At 36.4% G+C, this 18,150-nt stretch carries 16 protein-coding genes and 1 pseudogene; 14 read left to right on the forward strand and 3 right to left on the reverse strand.

The window, feature by feature from the left end; translation table 11 throughout:
• Nucleotide 1: 1 nt before the first annotated feature.
• The 4 genes from QFZ31_RS01125 to QFZ31_RS01140 all read left to right on the forward strand — a co-directional run bounded on the left by QFZ31_RS01125 (nucleotide 2) and on the right by QFZ31_RS01140 (nucleotide 2,733).
• Entirely contained in the window at nucleotides 2-538 is a 537-nt protein-coding gene (locus tag QFZ31_RS01125) for an RDD family protein (protein WP_307300151.1), read from the forward strand.
• Nucleotides 539-552: 14 nt separating this feature from the next.
• Nucleotides 553-861 (forward strand): PTS sugar transporter subunit IIB, encoded by a 309-nt coding sequence (locus QFZ31_RS01130; RefSeq protein ID WP_307300153.1) that lies wholly within the window; start codon nucleotides 553-555, stop codon nucleotides 859-861.
• 232 nt (nucleotides 862-1,093) lie between these two features.
• Nucleotides 1,094-1,405 carry a PTS lactose/cellobiose transporter subunit IIA gene (locus QFZ31_RS01135; RefSeq protein WP_307300155.1) on the forward strand — a complete coding sequence of 104 codons (312 nt, stop codon included), beginning with the start codon at nucleotides 1,094-1,096 and terminating at the stop codon, nucleotides 1,403-1,405.
• Nucleotides 1,405-2,733, forward strand: a complete 1,329-nt coding sequence (locus QFZ31_RS01140; RefSeq protein ID WP_307300157.1) for a 6-phospho-beta-glucosidase — start codon at nucleotides 1,405-1,407, stop codon at nucleotides 2,731-2,733. The genes QFZ31_RS01135 and QFZ31_RS01140 overlap by 1 nt, the downstream gene beginning before the upstream one ends.
• A gap of 415 nt (nucleotides 2,734-3,148) precedes the next feature.
• Here QFZ31_RS01140 and QFZ31_RS01145 read toward each other — a convergent pair whose 3' ends face one another.
• Nucleotides 3,149-3,295, reverse strand: a complete 147-nt coding sequence (locus QFZ31_RS01145; protein WP_307300161.1) for an SDR family oxidoreductase — start codon at nucleotides 3,293-3,295, stop codon at nucleotides 3,149-3,151.
• A 291-nt stretch (nucleotides 3,296-3,586) separates the two neighbouring features.
• Between QFZ31_RS01145 and QFZ31_RS01150 the strand changes: the two are divergent.
• Together QFZ31_RS01150 and QFZ31_RS01155 are read left to right on the forward strand one after the other, a co-directional pair.
• A pseudogene (locus QFZ31_RS01150) lies at nucleotides 3,587-3,784 on the forward strand (ECF transporter S component); the annotation flags it as partial.
• Nucleotides 3,785-4,364: 580 nt separating this feature from the next.
• Nucleotides 4,365-6,314 (forward strand): YhgE/Pip domain-containing protein, encoded by a 1,950-nt coding sequence (locus QFZ31_RS01155; RefSeq protein ID WP_307300163.1) that lies wholly within the window; start codon nucleotides 4,365-4,367, stop codon nucleotides 6,312-6,314.
• Between the two features lie 104 nt (nucleotides 6,315-6,418).
• Here QFZ31_RS01155 and QFZ31_RS01160 read toward each other — a convergent pair whose 3' ends face one another.
• Nucleotides 6,419-6,859: a GNAT family N-acetyltransferase gene (locus tag QFZ31_RS01160; RefSeq protein WP_307300165.1), complete on the reverse strand. Its 441-nt coding sequence runs from the start codon at nucleotides 6,857-6,859 to the stop codon at nucleotides 6,419-6,421.
• Nucleotides 6,860-6,970: 111 nt separating this feature from the next.
• Between QFZ31_RS01160 and QFZ31_RS01165 the strand changes: the two genes are divergently transcribed.
• The 8 genes from QFZ31_RS01165 to QFZ31_RS01200 all read left to right on the forward strand — a co-directional run bounded on the left by QFZ31_RS01165 (nucleotide 6,971) and on the right by QFZ31_RS01200 (nucleotide 17,588).
• A complete protein-coding gene (locus tag QFZ31_RS01165) occupies nucleotides 6,971-7,423 on the forward strand; it encodes a MarR family winged helix-turn-helix transcriptional regulator (protein WP_307300168.1) in 453 nt (150 codons plus the stop codon).
• 24 nt (nucleotides 7,424-7,447) lie between these two features.
• Nucleotides 7,448-7,969 carry a GNAT family N-acetyltransferase gene (locus QFZ31_RS01170; RefSeq protein ID WP_307300170.1) on the forward strand — a complete coding sequence of 174 codons (522 nt, stop codon included), beginning with the start codon at nucleotides 7,448-7,450 and terminating at the stop codon, nucleotides 7,967-7,969.
• Between the two features lie 452 nt (nucleotides 7,970-8,421).
• Nucleotides 8,422-8,919 (forward strand): TRAP transporter small permease, encoded by a 498-nt coding sequence (locus tag QFZ31_RS01175; protein ID WP_307300171.1) that lies wholly within the window; start codon nucleotides 8,422-8,424, stop codon nucleotides 8,917-8,919.
• Nucleotide 8,920: 1 nt separating this feature from the next.
• Entirely contained in the window at nucleotides 8,921-10,216 is a 1,296-nt protein-coding gene (locus tag QFZ31_RS01180; protein ID WP_307300173.1) for a TRAP transporter large permease, read from the forward strand.
• Nucleotides 10,217-10,275: 59 nt separating this feature from the next.
• Nucleotides 10,276-11,304: a TRAP transporter substrate-binding protein gene (locus tag QFZ31_RS01185; protein WP_307300175.1), complete on the forward strand. Its 1,029-nt coding sequence runs from the start codon at nucleotides 10,276-10,278 to the stop codon at nucleotides 11,302-11,304.
• Between the two features lie 138 nt (nucleotides 11,305-11,442).
• Nucleotides 11,443-13,647, forward strand: coding sequence for a glycoside hydrolase family 3 protein (locus tag QFZ31_RS01190; RefSeq protein ID WP_307300178.1), 2,205 nt, complete (start codon nucleotides 11,443-11,445; stop codon nucleotides 13,645-13,647).
• A 181-nt stretch (nucleotides 13,648-13,828) separates the two neighbouring features.
• On the forward strand, nucleotides 13,829-14,890 hold the full coding sequence (locus tag QFZ31_RS01195) for an AraC family transcriptional regulator (RefSeq protein ID WP_307300181.1): 1,062 nt from the start codon (nucleotides 13,829-13,831) through the stop codon (nucleotides 14,888-14,890).
• Between the two features lie 415 nt (nucleotides 14,891-15,305).
• Entirely contained in the window at nucleotides 15,306-17,588 is a 2,283-nt protein-coding gene (locus QFZ31_RS01200) for a glycoside hydrolase family 2 protein (RefSeq protein ID WP_307300185.1), read from the forward strand.
• A 273-nt stretch (nucleotides 17,589-17,861) separates the two neighbouring features.
• On the opposite strand, the gene QFZ31_RS01205 is transcribed toward QFZ31_RS01200, so the two are convergent.
• Entirely contained in the window at nucleotides 17,862-18,032 is a 171-nt protein-coding gene (locus QFZ31_RS01205; RefSeq protein ID WP_307300186.1) for a hypothetical protein, read from the reverse strand.
• Between the last annotated feature and the right edge of the window lie 118 nt (nucleotides 18,033-18,150).

Here is an 18,150-nt window from a genome sequence, read left to right on the forward strand (position 1 = left end):
TATGGACATGAAAAAGAAAATATTCACTCAGATTCGATTAAAAAGAATAGCTGCTTTTGCAATAGATGCGGTGATTGTCTCAATCCTACTTTCAATTGTTTATAGAATAACAGGATTTGCAAACTTTCCTGTAGTCTTAACAAAGATGATTGAAATTCAAAAAACAATGAGTGAAGCAGCTAGTCAAGAAGCTACTGTACAGGTTATGGCTCTTTTTAATGAAGCCTTTCTCCAATCGCTTTTTATCTGGTTTTGTTATGATGTCTTAACAACCTTAATATTAAGAGGTTCTACAATTGGGAAGATGATCTTTCGATTGAAACTAACACACATCAATAACAAAAAAGGTAAGCTTGCTTATGGATTATTAGTGATTGTTAGAAGTTTCTTTAAATTTTTATCGATGTTTCTTTTTCAAGGCATCCCATTTTTGATATCCGTTATAAGCATATTTGCTAATCCAAACTCATTAGCTGCACACGATCGATTAGCTCGATTACTCGTAGTCAATAAGAACGACGTTACTAGCTTAGAATAGAAGGGGAAAAAATAATGAATATTTTACTTTGTTGTGCTGCCGGCATGTCTACAAGCCTAATTGTTACAAAAATGGAAAAAGCTGCTGCGTCAAAAGGAATTTCAGCACATATTTGGGCAGTTTCCGAATCTGTTGTTCGCTCAGAAATCGAAGAGGCGGATGTGTTATTGTTAGGACCACAAGTACGTTTTCTTTTGAACGAAATGAAAAACATCTGTGGGGAGACAAATATTCCAGTTGAAGTTATTGATATGATGAGCTATGGCTTGTGTGATGGTGCAGCTATTCTCGAGCAAGCAATAAAACTAATAGAATATAAGTAGTATACAAATCGAAAGAAGTGTCTCTTCTTGTATAATGCCTTTTGAAAGCAAATGACTTTGAATTCAAAAGGCATTATGAAGGACATGAAAAAACATTATAATATAAAAAACTTTAAGTTTGAAAATTTTATAGAATACAAGAATACCCAAAGGGTTTTTTAACATAGAAAATTTGTGGCCATAAGCTTAAGAGTTTCAAAATTTCTCTTGAAAGAGGAAGGAGGTCAGTTTTATGGTAAAACATGAAGCAGAAATTTTTACATTGATTTTACATGGTGGAAATGGTCGAAGTGCAGCAATGGAAGCCATTCATGCCGCAAAAGAACAGAATATGGATTTAGCACGCGAGAAATTAAAAGAAGCAAGTGATTCTTTAAATAATGCACATCATATTCAAACATCGCTAATTCAATCTGAGATTGGTGGGAATCCAACAGAAATTTCACTTTTAATGATTCATGCCCAAGATCACCTGATGAATGCGATGACCGTAAAAGACTTGGCAAAAGAGTTCGTTGACTTGTATGAAAGGGGCCTTAAGTAATGTCAAAGAAATTTAAAGTTGTGACAATTGGTGGGGGCTCTAGTTATACGCCGGAACTAGTTGAAGGCATTATTAAGCGTTATGAAAAAATACCAGTTACAGAACTTTGGCTTGTTGATATCGAAGCAGGTCGCAAAAAATTAGAAACAGTTGGTGCGCTATCAAAGCGTATGGTTAAAAAAGCTGGGGTTCCAATTGAGATTCACCTTTCGTATGATCGCCGTGAGGCTTTGAAAGATGCTGATTTCGTTACGACACAGCTTCGTGTTGGGCAATTGGCTGCACGTGCACTTGATGAAAGAATTCCATTAAAACATGGTGTAATCGGGCAAGAAACAAATGGTGCAGGTGGCTTGTTTAAAGCGCTCCGTACGATTCCCGTTATTTTGGATATTTGTAAGGAAGTTGAAGAGCTTTGTCCAAATGCGTGGGTACTTAACTTTACAAACCCTGCAGGTATAGTGACAGAGGCGGCATTTAGATATTCAAATATTAAGAAATTTATTGGCCTTTGTAATATACCGATTGGAATGGAAATGGGTATTGCAAAACTTTTAAACGTGGATCACTCTCGTATTCGTATTGATTTTGCAGGTCTTAATCATATGGTTTTTGGATTAGAAGTTTATCTAGATGGAGTAAGTGTAATAGATAAAGTTCTTGAAATGATCATGGATCCTGCCAATGCAAGTTTTGTAAAAAATATTGACGCGGAGGAATGGGCACCTGAATTCCTAAAGGGTATCAATGTCATCCCATGCTCATACCATCATTACTATTACAAAACATCTGAAATGCTGGCAAGAGAATTGAAAGAATTCGAGTCTAATGAAACGCGTGCAGAAGTCGTACAACGGATTGAAGCATCTCTATTTGAAAAATATAAGGATGAAACGCTAGATGTAAAACCTCCTGAGTTAGAAAAACGTGGTGGCGCCTACTACTCCGATGCGGCTTGTCGTTTGATCTCATCGATTTACAATGATACGCGAGATATTCAACCATTGAATACAATGAACAAGGGGGCAATTTCAGGCTTACCATATAACGGTGCTGTTGAAGTTAGTTGTGTCATTACGAAGGATGGTCCTGTTCCATTATTGATGGGAGAATTGCCAGTTCCAGTTCGAGGATTGATACAAACGATTAAATCCTTTGAGCAGATGGCAATTGAGGCTGCGGTAGAAGGAAGTCGTGAAAAAGCAATCGTTGCATTGACGATCAATCCGCTTGTTGCAAACGATAAAGTGGCTATAGCGATTGTAGACGAAATGCTAGAGGCACACAAAGCATATTTACCAAGGTTTTTTCAAAAAAACAAATTCTGATTGTCAGATATATTATCTGATTTCTTGATAAAAATAAACCGTATACATTTAAAGCAACCTAGTGAGTTTTAGTATGGGACTTACAAATCCATGTAAATAATTATTACGAAGCATTAAAGTGCAATCATCTAATTTATACTAGCAAAAAGTGCATATTGAGTGTCTTTTAGTAATTAATGTTAAGAACGGAAATCGTAAGAGTTTATTTGATAAAAGTTTAACATGGATACATAAAACCGACCGGATCATTATTCGGGGGGTTTATTGATGTTGCTGAGGCTTTAACAGTTGAGGAATATAAAAGATTATTAGTAGCTATTGATGATAAGGATTACTTAGGTTTCAGTACTCTTGTAATCACATTTTTTTACTCGATACATTAATAGGAAAATGTGAACTGCGTGTTGTTCAGCGATTACTTAGCCCCAAGTCCGCCATCAATACTTAATATATTTCCATTACAATAATCAGAGGATTCTGAAGCAAGGTAAATGACAGCTCCAGCTACATCAATATCTCTGCCCAATCTCCTAGAAGGAGTCTTAGTACCTTCCCCGCCCAATCTATTTGCAAGTCACTTCTAAACGACGTGAACCTACTACAACGGTAGCTCCAGCTTTTGCAAGTGCAATTACCATTTGACGTCCCGCTGCCGCCTCGAGGTACTATTGCTGTCTTTCCTGTTAAATCAAAAAATTGTTTCAATTACATGCTTCTTTCCTCCTGTATTGGAAATATTCAAAGGTTTTAAAATCTTCATTATATTGATTATACTTATAATTTTTAATTAAATAAAATTAATGATTTTAATTTGTAAGTAATTATTACTAATATTAAAACAGGGGGAAGCTTGGGGAAAAGGATGTTTGTTAACACGCTAGCCGTTGCTACTGCACTCATTATTAAAGTGGTTGGCTATTATTTTACAGAAGTGCTCCTTTATGGCAACTGGATACAGCCATTCGGCTCCATCCCTGGAAACATCATGCAGGTTGCGATTGCTGGTATAATGGTAATACCTCTTGTAGGACGCTTAAAGAAAAGAGCTTGATTGGTAAAGGGAAGTTGTTCGCAGGACCAACAGTATCTTTAGAAAAAGGATGAAGACACTCACAATTATTGATTTATCAATAGTTGTGAGTGTTTTTTTGTTGCTAAGGCTTTGTTAAAGACAGATGTTGATTTTTCTCACGAAGACCTGATGAAGGACTAATCTCAATGAGGAATCTTCTGATTTGTCTTTCATCATGCTTATGAAGGACTAATCTCACTGGGAACTCTCCTGATTTGTCTTTCATCACGCTTATGAAGGACTAATCTCACTGGGAACTCTTTTGATTTGTCTTTCATCGACCTTTTATACCGTTGTACTAATAATCAACAATGATATTTAACAAAGCTATACAAAAAATAGTTAATTAATTCGCTATCACAAACAACCTCACCCCCAAAATTAACATGCACGTTGCAATTTTGATTTGGGATAAAAACACCATTTTTTCCAACAATAGAAATAGTATGTTGTGAAATGGGTGTGTTTTGAAAAATGAGGAAAATATGGAGTATCTATATTACCGATTGGAAAAATATCTTCAGTGTTCCAACCGTAGCCTTATTTGGTGGTTGGACTTATGCTTCTTCCTTCTGCGTATGCTTGGTTTAATATTAAGTCGATGTGGGATCCGTATGGGAACACTTCAGGGATCATCGTTGCCGTTGCGAATGAAGATGAAGGCGCTGTAGTTCGTTTAACCAAGCAGAAGATTAATGTTGGTGAAGAAACGATAAAAAATCTAAAAAAGAATAAAAAGCTTGGCTGGGTTTTTGTCGACCAGAAAGAGGCCATTCGTGGCGTAAAACATGGGGATTATTATGCTTATCTTATTATTCCAAAGGATTTCTCAAAGAAAATTACAAGTATTTTAGAAGCGAATCCAAAAAAGCCGCAAATTGTTTTTGGTGTAAATGAAAAAATTAATGCCGTAGCTCCTAAAATTGCTGCCACCGGTGCCACAGGTGTAACCGCCCAGATTAGTGAAGCTTTTATCAAAACAGTAGGAGACGCGATTTTCTCAGCATTTTATAAAGCAGGAGTGGAGCTTGAAAAGGATTTACCGTCGATTTTTTCTGTAGAAAACCAAATCTTTGAGCTTGAAAAGGCACTGCCGCAAATTGAAGAAATGGGGCGTAAAGCGATAGAATTAGAAGGAAAACTCCCTGAAATTCATGAGAAAGGACAACAAATTATTGCCTTGGAACAGAGGATTCCGGAACTTGACCAGGTGGGACGGAGCATCCTAAAAGTCGAGGCTAGCCTGCCGCTAGTCAAGGATGCGGGGGAACAAGTGTTAGTTATGCAGGAAAGGCTCAATGATATCTCTAGAACCACCGCCATTATCAATGACGTTGTGACTAATATCACCGAAATCGAAACACAAATAAAACAAGCAATGGATAGTGTCAATGAGGCGAATCAATCAGGTACAACAACCAATTCAGAACAGTTAGCTTCATTATACAATGAATTAATGAACATCCACGGAATCATTAAAAATACCCGGACGGATTTACAGCAAAAGGTAGATCAGGTAACGGGTGGGATTAATACAGCAGCCGATTTCGTTAAAGATGTATTCCCCACGGTTGAACAAAAAATCCATAAGGCAGCTGATTTTGTACGGAACGACCTGCCTAAAGTGGAGTCCGATATACGTGAAGCCGCAGACCTTATTCGTACCAAGCTTCCAGCAGCAGAACAAGCGATCCACAAGGCAGCTGACTTTGCCAGAAATGATCTGCCGGGATTCGAAGAAAAAGTAAGGAATGCAGCAGATCGACTTAGACAGTTTAAAGGCGGTGTCAATATTTACGATTTGATTGAATACTTAAAGCATGATCCAAATAAGGAAAGCAGTTTTTTAGCAAAACCGATTCTGTTAAAAACCGAGCGGATTTTTCCAATTCCAAATTACGGATCAGCGATGACGCCGTTTTATACGATGCTGGCACTTTGGGTAGGCGGCACACTTCTAGTGTCTTCACTGCGAGTCGATGTAGAAGATGTGGAAAGTCAATTTAAACACTACCAAATTTATTTTGGAAGACTATTAACGTTTTTGACAATCGGCATTCTCCAAGCGGTGATCGTATCAATAGGAGATTTGTATATAATACATGCGTATGTCGCGGACAAACTATGGTTTGTACTATTTAGTATTTTTATCAGCATTGTATTTACCATTATTATTTATACGCTTTGTTCGGTGTTTGGCAATATTGGAAAGGGGCTATCCATCATTTTGTTGGTATTACAAATTTCTAGTTCAGGTGCAACCTTTCCGGTTAGCTTGACACCTGCCTTTTTTCAAGCATTGCACCCGTTCATGCCGTTCACCTATGCTGTCAGTATACTGCGTGAAACGGTTGGCGGAATGATTAAGGCGGTCGTGATAAGAGACACGCTTTATTTGCTCATTTTTGTTGGCATTAGCTTCCTTTTGGCACTAGCTCTAAAACGGCCTTTAGGAGGGTGGATACACCGGACAGCAGAAAGGGCAAAATCAACCAAAATCGTCCCATGAACAACCCTCATTAAAAACAGCCCGTAATGTTAGTAAAGTAACTAACATTACAGGCTGTTAAGAAATAGTATTAACAGCAGGATGGACTTTAAATAAGTAGTTGATTACCGGCTTAATAATTCTTTTGTCATCAAATAATGGGGAATTCCATCCTCTATAAATACACTTGATGAAGTTTGATAACCTAGTTTTTTATAAAAGCCCTCTGCCTGTGTTTGACCGTGTAATTTGACCTTCTTTGCTCCTCTTTCCTGTGCAATTTCCTCTAATGCTGTAATAATGACTTTACCAAGACCCAATTTCCGGTAAGTGTCTAGAATACAAATTCTCTCTAATTTTCCAAACTCATCAACCCATCGTACCCGTCCTGTTCCGACAGGTTTTTCTTCGTAATAGACCAAGATATGTTCACATTGACCATTCAAATTGTCTAATTCGTCAAATTCATCCTCTAAGGGAACGCCTTGTTCCTCAACAAATACCGCTTTTCTTATGTGAAATGCCTTATTTAAATCTTCTTCAATGGTTATCCTTTTTGCCTTCATTATTCTCATCCCCTTTAAATTTTTTTGTTGTATTTACAGCGATATTAGGTTAAATTAAATTTATAATAAATATGTTGTAATTGCAACAAAAAATTCAGCTAAGGAGAAAATATGAAGGAAATCTTACGCGAAATTGGAATGATCGCTAGAGCATTAGATTCTATCAGTAATATTGAATTTAAAGAATTTGAGCTTACTAAGGGGCAGTATTTGTACCTTGTCCGAATATGTGAAAACCCTGGAATTATTCAAGAAAAGGTAGCTGAATTAATTAAGGTAGACCGAACAACAGCAGCACGTGCTATACAAAAACTTGAGTTGAACGGCTTTATAGAAAAGAAAGACGATCAACATAACAAAAAAATTAAAAAACTCTTTCCAACAGAGAAAGGGAAAAATGTTTACCCTTTTATAAAATCTGAAAATGATTATTCCAATTCCGTAGCATTAGAGGGATTTACCGAAGAAGAAGTAGACACTATTTTCAACCTTCTTCAAAGAGTAAGAAAAAATATAGAAAAAGACTGGGAATTTGTAAAAAAGGGAAATAAGAGAAATTATTGATTAGATAAAGGAGAGCTAATTTTTATGAATATAAATATAAAACCGTGTACCATTGAAGACCTATCCATGCTTCAAGAAATTAGTTATGAAACATTTATTGAAACATTTAAGGATCAGAATTCACCTGAAAATATGAACACTTATTTGGAGAGGGCATTTAACCTTAAACAATTAGAAAAAGAATTATCGACTATCTCTTCACAATTCTTTTTTGTTTATTTAAAAAATGAAGTCGCTGGATATTTAAAGGTGAATACCCAGGATGCTCAGTCTGAAAATATGGGCGAGGATTCACTTGAAATCGAGAGGATTTATATAAGGGCGAAATTTCAAAAACTCGGGCTTGGTAAATATCTTATTAATAAGGCGATAGAAATAGCGGAGGAACAGGAAAAAAGTAAAATCTGGCTTGGTGTCTGGGAGAAAAACGAGAACGCAATTGCTTTTTACAAGAAGTTAGGATTCGTGCAAGCTGGTAGTCACTCCTTTTATGTGGGGGATGAAGAACAAATAGACTTTATCATGATCAAATCACTTGTCTTATAAAATTAGATTAGAATGATACGTTTGTCCGAATCTGAATCACGGGGCATTAACTCGTTCGAAAATAAAGATATAATATACTTAACCGAGTGCAAGAGGTGGGATTGCACGCTCTCAATGTTGAATTTTGTATATTAAAAAGTGGGAGACACTACTGAGATATAGATCATCGGTCTTACAACCTGCTTTGGAAATGGTGATGAAAAACTCAGAAAACCTTCTACATTTTTTAAACGTTTCTTACATTTTGTAAGGAGCGTTTTTTATTTATAACCATTACGCTCTTATATATACATTGTGTGTATTTCGTCCTTTATAGCGTAACTATTGAGGGGGAAATTACTATAACCTTAATAAAACATATATTCTCCTAAAAAAACAACATTATTTAATAATCATTAAATTTGTAAAATTGAGACAAGTAAACGCTTTAACAACAAGAGGAGGAAATCTTAATGAAGTATATCAAAAAAGCTGGTCTGTCGATTGACTCTATTTTTGAAAACTTTACCTTAATTTCGCTGGTAGGCTTAATTTTTGTTGTAACTACTCAAGTTATGACACGGAAATTGTTTAATTTCGTTTTTTTCTGGTCTGAAGAAATTACCCTCCTATTGCTTGCATGGTTTGCCTTCATGGCAATCGCCATAGGAGTTCGCGAGTACATCCACTTAGGTATAGATTCCTTCACGAACCTTTTTGGAAAGGCATTCAATAAGTTTTGGGATAAGGTAATTAGTTTGAGTGTGTTTGCTTTTGGCTTGTATCTAGTAGTTCAAGGATGGAACTTTACAGTATTAATGTTAGATTCAACACTGCCAGCTACAAAACTTCCAAGTAGTGTTACCTATCTAGCGATGCCTATTACCGGCGTTATGATTTGTGGGTATTCATTCCTTCAATTATTCAAGATTAACACAACTAGACATGAAGATATTGAGGAGGGGATGTAACTTGGATACTAATACTATCGCTATCATTATTCTACTTGCAAGTTTTGTTCTTTTAATATTGCTTCGTTTTCCCATTGCTTTGACACTTGTTGCCTCGTCATTAATAACGGTGATTTATCTTGGTATTCCGATGCCGGTTATTGGTCAGCAAATGATTCAGGGAATGAACTCTTTTTCGTTACTCGCAATCCCGTTCTTTATTCTTACAGGACAAATTATGAGTGAAGGCGGTCTTGCTAACAGGATTGTAAAGTTTGCAAGTCTCATGGTTGGTAGGATCCGCGGGGGTCTTGCCATGGTTAACAGCGTAGCTGCGTTGTTCTTTGGAAATATTTCTGGATCTGCTGTTGCGGATGTGTCATCTGTGGGATCTGTTATGATTCCAATGATGAAAAAGAATGGATACGAAGCAGATTATGCTGTAGGTGTAACTATCGCTTCAGCGATTCAGGGTGTAGTGGTACCGCCGAGTCATAATCTTGTTTTATATTCATTAGCAGCCGGCGGTGTTTCAATTGCGAGCCTTTTTATGGCGGGTATTTTACCGGGAATCATCATGTTAATTGCCCTGGTATTAACTGGTTATATCATTGCAAGAAGACGGGGATATGGAAAAGCTGAACCAGTACCGAAATCTGAAATTCCAGGGATCCTTCTTCACGGCTTTTTGTCTTTAAGCCCAGCCGTCATTATTTTGGGTGGGATCTTAAGTGGATGGTTTACAGCTACTGAGTCAGGAGCATTAGCATGTTTGTATTCTTTTATTCTAGCATTCTTTGTATATAGAGAGGCTCCATTCTCTAGTATTGGAAAAATATTAAAACGTACAATGAGAACGGTTTCAATGGTATTTTTCTTAATCGCAGCATCAGCTTCCTTTGGCTGGATACTCGCTTATTTGCAAATCCCTGGTATGGTTACTGATTTGTTTTTACAAGTTTCCGATAATCCACTGATTATTTTATTAATCATTAATATTTTATTACTGCTACTTGGAGCTCCAATGGACATGGCACCCATGATTCTAATCATGACACCCATTCTCCTTCCTGTAGTAACGAGCTTGGGAATGGATCCAGTGCACTTTGGAATCATCCTAATATTAAACGCGGGGATTGGTTTGTTAACACCTCCGGTGGGAACAGTGTTGTTTGTAGGTTCCGCAATTGGGAAGGTCTCCATTCAGGCTGCAACAAAAGCCATGCTTCCATTCTTCTACGCTTTATTAGTTGTTTTGTTAATTATCACCTATATTCCGGAAGTTGTAATGTGGCTTCCAAATATGATTGTTAAGTAGAATGAGGATTTAGGTGAAGTTATAAAAAAAGTAAACACAAACTAAGGGGGATTACAGTAATGAAAACAAAGAAGTTTACAGGATTATTAGCAGCAGCTATTTTTGCAGGTACATTATTGACTGCCTGTGGAAGTAATCAAGAGAAGACAACTTCAGATACAGGATCCAAAGAAAAGGAGAAGCCAAGTTATACTTTCCGCCTGGCAGATAACCAGCCAGCTGATTATCCAACAGTTGTTGGAGACAAAAAGTTTGCCGAGTTAGTTGAAGAACGAACGGATGGACGCATAAAAATTGAAGTATTTCCATCGGCACAATTAGGAGATGAAAAATCAGTTCTTGAACAAGTTCAGCTGGGAGCTATTGAATTTACAAGAATTAATGCGAGCCCGCTAGCTGAATTTAATAAAGATTTCTCAGTGCTTGGTCTTCCATATGTCTTTGAAAGTGATGAACATTTATGGAGTTTCCTAGAAAGCGAGAAAGGAACGGAATTGCTTGATGGTTTAGAACAATCAAAGATGAAAGGTTTAGCCTATTATGATTCTGGATCACGCAATTTTTACTCTACTAAAGAATTAAAAAGTATCGATGATTTAAAAGGTCTTAAAATTCGAGTTCAACAGAGTGAAATTAATATTGATTTCATGAAGGCTATTGGAGCAAGTGCTACTCCAATGCCATACGGAGAGGTATTCAGTGCCTTGCAAACAGGAATCATCGATGGAGCTGAAAACAATCTGCCAAGCTTTGACTCATCTAACCATTATCAAGAAGCAAAAAGCATTATCCTGGATCACCACCAACGTATTCCTGAAGTTTTACTAATGAGTGATGCTGTTTGGGATAAGCTAGACGAAGAAGACAAAGAAATTATTAAACAAGCAGCACTTGATTCCGTAGAAACTCAGAAAATTGAATGGGACAAGTGGGAACAACGTTCTGAAAAGAAATTGAAAGACGAAGGTGTAACATTCACTGAAGTTAAAGATCTTAAACCTTGGCAAGATGCAGTTAAGCCAATGGTAGAAAAACACTCTAAGGATTATAAAGATATTATGGATGCTATTGAACAAGCTCGCCCCTAACTAAAATCAGACCTGCCTGGAAAATGTATATTTAACCAGGTAGGTTTAAAAAATACTTAAAATGGTAGATTATCAGATTTTTATACTTCTGCTTGAAAACGTTTACTTTAAACTGGTGGTACCAAGGGAGAATAAAAAATGGCTTCAATATCGTCAAGAATAAGAAAAAAATCTTCAAAACTAAGAAATACAATACTAACGAGCGCGCTTGCTTTATCATTTTTAGCTCCAGTCATGGTCCCACAGGTAAACGCAAATAATGAGGACCTGGGTTATGTAGATCCAACAACAAATGGCAATCCGGGTAATTCAGGAGCAAACACAGTAACCTATCGTGTACTTGCTAACTCGGCCACTGGGCAACCGGAAATCGAAGCAGCAAAGAAAGGAGTCCTTTCTCTTGATGGGAAGCAGTTTAGGGATTTAGATGGGGACAGGAGCCTGGATATCTACGAGGACTGGAGAAAACCTGTAAATCAGCGGGTTGCTGATTTGGTTTCCAAGATGACGCTTGCTGAAAAAGCAGGATTAATGCTGATCAACACACACACTCCAATTTCGAATCCAGCAGATGGAAGATATGTAAACTCGGATGATTCGATGATTGTCGGCAAAAACATGCGCTACGTCATTTTCCGTCAAACTCCAACAGTGGATGTAATCGCAAAATATACGAATCAACTGCAAGAACTAGGTGAGGCTTCAAGATTAGGAATTCCCGTTGTTGTAACGTCAAATCCACGGAATCATGCCTCTACGGATTACACTAATATTACTGCAACCCAGGGACAACATTCTTTTTGGCCGGGTCCATTAGGTTTTGCAGCTGCAGGAGACTCAGAAGCTGTAAAGGAATTCTCTGAAATCGCGGCAAAGGAATGGAGAGCCGCCGGAATACGCAAGGTCTACGGATATACCGCGGACATCGCTACTGACCCATTATGGGCAAGAATTGAAGATACATTTGGTGAGAATCCTAAAGTGGCCTCAGATATGATTTATAATGTAATTAAAGGATTTCAAGGTCATAAACTTGGTAAAGACAGTGTTGCGATCACTGTGAAGCATTTCCCAGGTGGCGGAGCACGTGATAATGGTTTGGATCCGCATTTTGTGGAAGGTAAATTCAATCCATATCCGACAGAGGGAAGTTTACTTACGTATCACATTCCTCCTTTCGAGGCAGCAATCGCAGCGGATGTATCGTCTATCATGCCTTATTACGCGTATCCAAGCAATGATAGTGCGGATCAAGGATTACCGTGGTATAGTGAAAACCAGCAGTTTGAAGAGGTCGGTTTCGCCTTAAATGATGCAATCTTAGATGGTTTCTTGCGTGGTCAGCTTGGTTTTAAAGGATATGTTAACTCTGATACAGGTGCTGTTGGTCCTAATTCTTGGGGGGCTGAAGCTTTAACACCGGTTCAAAAAGTTGCAAAGGCAATCAATGCTGGGACAGATATTATTTCTGGTTCATCTGATCCACTTCCTATCATTCAAGCAGTTGAACAAGGCTTACTTACGGAAGAGGCAGTTAATGAATCCGTATCCTTATTGCTAACTGAAATGATGAATTTAGGACTGTTCGAAGATCCTTATGTAGATCCACAAAATGCTCTTGATGTGGTCGCAAATCCGGAAGCACAGAAACTTGCATATGAGGCACATCAAAAATCGATAGTTCTTTTACGTAATGATAAAAATCTATTACCTTTAAAAGATGCGAAGCTTAAAAAAGTAAAACTTTACGTCGAGATGTTCCCTGGCGGAACGAATGGAGCCAGTACGAAGGGGTTAATAGAAACCATTAAAAAGCATGATCCTTCTATAGCAATTACGAATGTTCTTAATGAAGCAACACATGCTTATATTTTTGTTAAACCTGTTCAGTCTAACTGGGATAATAATCCGAGAATTACTGTAGGGCCAGAAACAGGAATCACGAATGTTGAAAGAATTATCGAAATACAAAAAACGGTTCCGACGATCACCGCTGTAAACATGACCAACCCATGGGTTCTGGATCATATTGAACCAAATGCTGCAGCATTAATCGCAACGTTTGGGACAAAGGCGGAGGCAATCGTCGATGTGATTCGTGGAGAATTCAATCCAATTGGAAAACTTCCATTCGCACTTCCGGCAAGTATGGAAGCAGTACACAACGAAGTCGGAGATGTTCCAAGTTTTGCTCCGCAAGAAGACCCTGCATATCCATATGTAAATAAATCTGGTGATATTTATAAGTACGGATTTGGTCTCTCTTATAATCAAGGTAAAGCGGTTGGAAAACCTGATCATGCAGGGGAAACAGGTACACCTGCTCATGCAGCCGTAAAATAAATAAAAATTGGGTTAAAGATTGTTTAATAAATAAATAGAAAGGTCCATTCGCAGAGGATGGCCCTTCTATTTGCTTTATAAAAAAGTAATAATTTTATATCTATTTAATTTATTTTACACATGGTAGAATAATAAAAAATGAAACCGCTTTTACTTCTGCAACTGATTGGAGAGCATTTCAATGAAGGTCAAAGGTTATAAGAATTTGTTAGAAATAATTAATAAAAGAACTGGGAGAGAAGAATATTTTTTCCAGTATCCAGATATGGTCCCGAAATATGCTAAACAACAACCTTTTTTTGTTAAAGATAAGTTGGGAGATAAAGAATGGAAAATTATAATGGATAATGACGTGGAAGGAATTATAACATCTTATCCTAATAATGAGGTAAAAACCAATAAGTTTGCAATAAGGAGAAAAACAAGATATATACCTATTTTAAAACACAAACATGAGTATATTGAAATTGTATATGTTTTAGAAGGTAGTTTTATTCAAGAAATAAAAGGAAAACAGATCGAGATGAATAAAGGGGATTTATGTATTTTAGACAAAAATGTCGAACATAGTTCATTACCTTTACGTGATTCTGATGTCGTTGTTAATATTATTTTGACACCGGAATTTTTTGATGGTATTTTCATGCATTTATTGTCTTATGATAACTATATTTCCAATTATATTGTCAATAGTCTTTACTCTAAGAGTAAATCACAAAATTTCTTAATACACCATGTAAAAGACGATTCTGTCATAAAGATCATTTTAGAGAACCTTCTACTAGAATATTACTCAACTGAAATTAAATCTTCAGCCGCTATCAACGGCTATCTCCTAATTCTTTTTACAGAACTTTCAAGAGAAATTATTTATAGTACTGGTGACCCTATAAAGGATGAACAGCATCAGGTAAAGGAAAAAATTTTAACTTTCATTAGAAATAGATATAAAGATACTAATCTTAATGAAATGGCGGATTATTTTCATTTTCATCCTAGTTATTTAAGCAGTCTTGTTAAAAAAGAATTTGGTAAAAATTTAAAGGATTTACTGACTGATGTACGAATGGCAGAAGCAAGCAAATTACTAAAAAACACAGATATGACAATTGAAAATATCGTATATGAAGTAGGTTATACAAACTTTAGTTACTTTTATAAAGTATTTAAGAAAACATACGGTATGACTCCCAATCAATACAAAACAAATATAATAAAAAATAGTAAGTTAAAGGCAAAATAACGGATGTTGTCTTTTTTTCGGAAAAGGAATGTTAATAAAAGACATAATATCCGTTAAATTTGGTTGCGGAGTAATGGCTTAAAGAAATATATAGTTTATTAAAGCGATTTTTTTCTTTTAAAAAGAGTAATCATTAAAATTGATCGCGATTTCATAGTGAAGAAACTCCCGCCAAAATGGTGGGAGTTTTTTGATTCCCTTTTTCTCAAATAAAGTAGGCCATTAATGTAAATATTCTACCACCTTAATAAAACATATAGTCGCCTAAATAATCAACATTACTTAATATTTATTAAATTTGTAAAATTAGGATAAGTAAGCGGTTTCCGAATGAGAGGTGGTGATTCAATTAAAGTACAAAACGGTTAACAAAGTGTAAGTGCTTTAACAGAAAAAAATTGAAAGGGAGAGAGAGATGTTTTTAATGGTAAATAATTTAAAAAAATCGGTACTATTTATGCTGGTTATCTTACTGGTATTTACTCTTCTAATACCAGGTGTAAGCGCCGATCAAGGGGTAAAAAGCGATCTTAAAAAAACAGTAGTCAATGCAGGTAGGATTGTTGAAAATATTGATAATGATTGGACATTCTATAAGGGTACTCAAGGTGTAGACGAAAATTTTAGTGCAAATAATTTCAATGATAGTAGTTGGAAAAAGATTAGCCTTCCTCACACCTGGAACGCTGAAGATGGTAGTGGAATAGCTCCAAATTACCAAGGAGATGGATGGTACAGAAAGCAACTGGATATTCCTGAAACCTACAAGGGCAAAAAATTGTTCTTACAATTTGAAGCTGCAAACAAAGAAGCAGAAGTATTTGTTAATGGTCAGTCTGTACATACCAACATAGGTGGCTATCTTGCATTTACAGTTGATATTACAGACTATGTAGGCTATGGACAAAAAAATATTATAGCGGTAAGAGTGAACAATGAAGTGAAAGATTCAGCTCCACTTCAAGGAGACTTCACCTTTTTTGGTGGTATATACAGAAGTGTAAATCTATTAGTTACCGATAAAACTCATATTGATGTAGAAGATTATGGCTCAAGCGGTGTATATGTGACCATTCCTAATGATAAATCTATTGAGGAAAATGCTGAAGTAACACTTACAGTACCTGTTAAAGTAAACAGTGATGATGTTGAAAGCAAATCAAACTCTATAGAAGTTAGAGCTCAAATTAAAGATGCAGAGGGTAAAGTCAGATCAAGAATAGAATTAAAGGCTGATGGGAAAAAGTTAAAATCTGCAAATGCTTCAGGAGGTAATCTTGAATTTACAGGTACAATGAAAGTAAATAAACCACACCTTTGGAATGGAACAAAGGATCCTTACCAGTATACTGTTGAAGTTACGGTAACAAGAAAAGGCGAGGTAATTGACCGGGGAAATGAAAAAGTAGGGTTTCGTTATTTTTCTGTCGACCCTAATAAAGGATTCTTTCTAAATGGAAAAAGTTATCCACTTCATGGTGTAAATATCCATCAGGATAGAAAAGGTTATGGTAATGCAGTACCAAATGATGTCAGGGCAGAGGATTTTGAACTTATTAAGGAAATTGGTGCTAACACACTTAGGGTCGCTCACTATCCACACTCCCAGTATGTTTACAATAAGGCTGATGAAATGGGGTTGGTGGTTTGGGCTGAGATTCCATTGGTAAACACAATGACACTAACAGAAGAATTTTCGAACAATGCCGAAAAGCAATTAACTGAGATGATTAAACAAAACTATAATCACCCGTCCATTGTAACATGGGGTCTTCAAAATGAATTTGGTGGTAACGGCTTTTATACTAGCAGGAATGCTAGTGAAAGTCTTGAAGAGCAGTATGCTGCGGCAACGGAATTGATTGATCGTTTGGCAAAGAAAGCAGAAGAATTAGATCCTAACAGACCGACTACTCACGCTATTCAGGGGAATAATTCCCGTGATCCTGAAGGTTATAAGGAAGTTTTGGATCGACATTTGCCTTGGAATGAAAGTGGAAGCATAGATACTGCCTCTTTTAATGCCTATTTTGGTTGGTATTATAATAAAGCTGGAGATTTAGCGGACTATCTTGACAGATTACATGAAGAGCATCCAAATGTTCCACTAGGTATTTCCGAGTATGGCAGCGGTGCAAACCCATATCAGCATGACGTCATTGATGAAGACTTTATCAACAACTGGGATGGGGCAGATTCCCGTGGTCCATGGCAGCCAGAAGAATTTCAAAATTATCTACATGAAAGTGCATGGAGCATCATTAGTGAGCGTCCTTGGTTATGGGCAACTCATATCTGGAATATGTTTGATTTTGGCGTTGCCGGTAAAAATGAGGCCTCAACACCAGGCATTAATACCAAGGGTCTCGTGTCACATGATCGCCAGCTTAAGAAGGATGCATTCTATTTCTATAAAGCACAATGGAATAAGGAAGACCAGTTTGTATATATCACAAGCAGAAGATATTCTGATAGAACAGAAAATACTACTCCTGTAAAAGTTTATTCAAACCTAAAGGAAGTAACTTTAACTGTTAGCGGTAAGGATTACGGTAAGGGAAGAATGCAGCAGCCAGGTGTATTTGTTTGGGAAGGTGTAGAACTAAATGAAAGTGGCAATGTAGTAATTGCATCAGCTAAAAAAGCAGATGGAACGAATGTCGCGGATACTGTTACTACTTGGAAGGTTGTTAAATAATCTTTTAGGTATTGATTAGGGTAAACATTTTAAAAAAGCTGGTATGATGAATTTTATCATGCCAGCTTTTACTTTAATTAGCCATAAAAAATAAGATGAAGATGCAGACTACACAGCAACTTTAATTATTTAACTTACGTAAAAAAACATCTAATTCATCATTTGATTGAAATTTATAAGCATACCCATAGCAAATCGGTCCATTACCAGTGTGCTCTCTCTTAGGAAATTCTAGGAAAGATGTATGATGATTTAACCCCGTAGATTTTTCCACTAGTTCTTTATTTGCTTCAACCGTTTTGGATTTAAAACAATAGTAATCTCTTTATTTGGAAGTAAGTAAATTACTTCATTGTTTACAATATTTTTAAATTCAACAGCTTTTGATGTTTCTTTCATCGTTTTAAAATTATTTAATCCAAAAGTATTTTGTATATTTCCCATATTACAATTCGCCTCTTACAGTAATTAATGCCTAACTCTATTATAAGGTATAAATCAATCATTTTTGACATAATAACTCCTGTTTTGGTGATTTTAGTAGTATAGTAATAGTAGTAGT

The sequence above is a fragment of the Neobacillus niacini genome (assembly GCF_030817595.1).
Taxonomy (GTDB): domain Bacteria; phylum Bacillota; class Bacilli; order Bacillales; family Cytobacillaceae; genus Neobacillus; species Neobacillus niacini_G.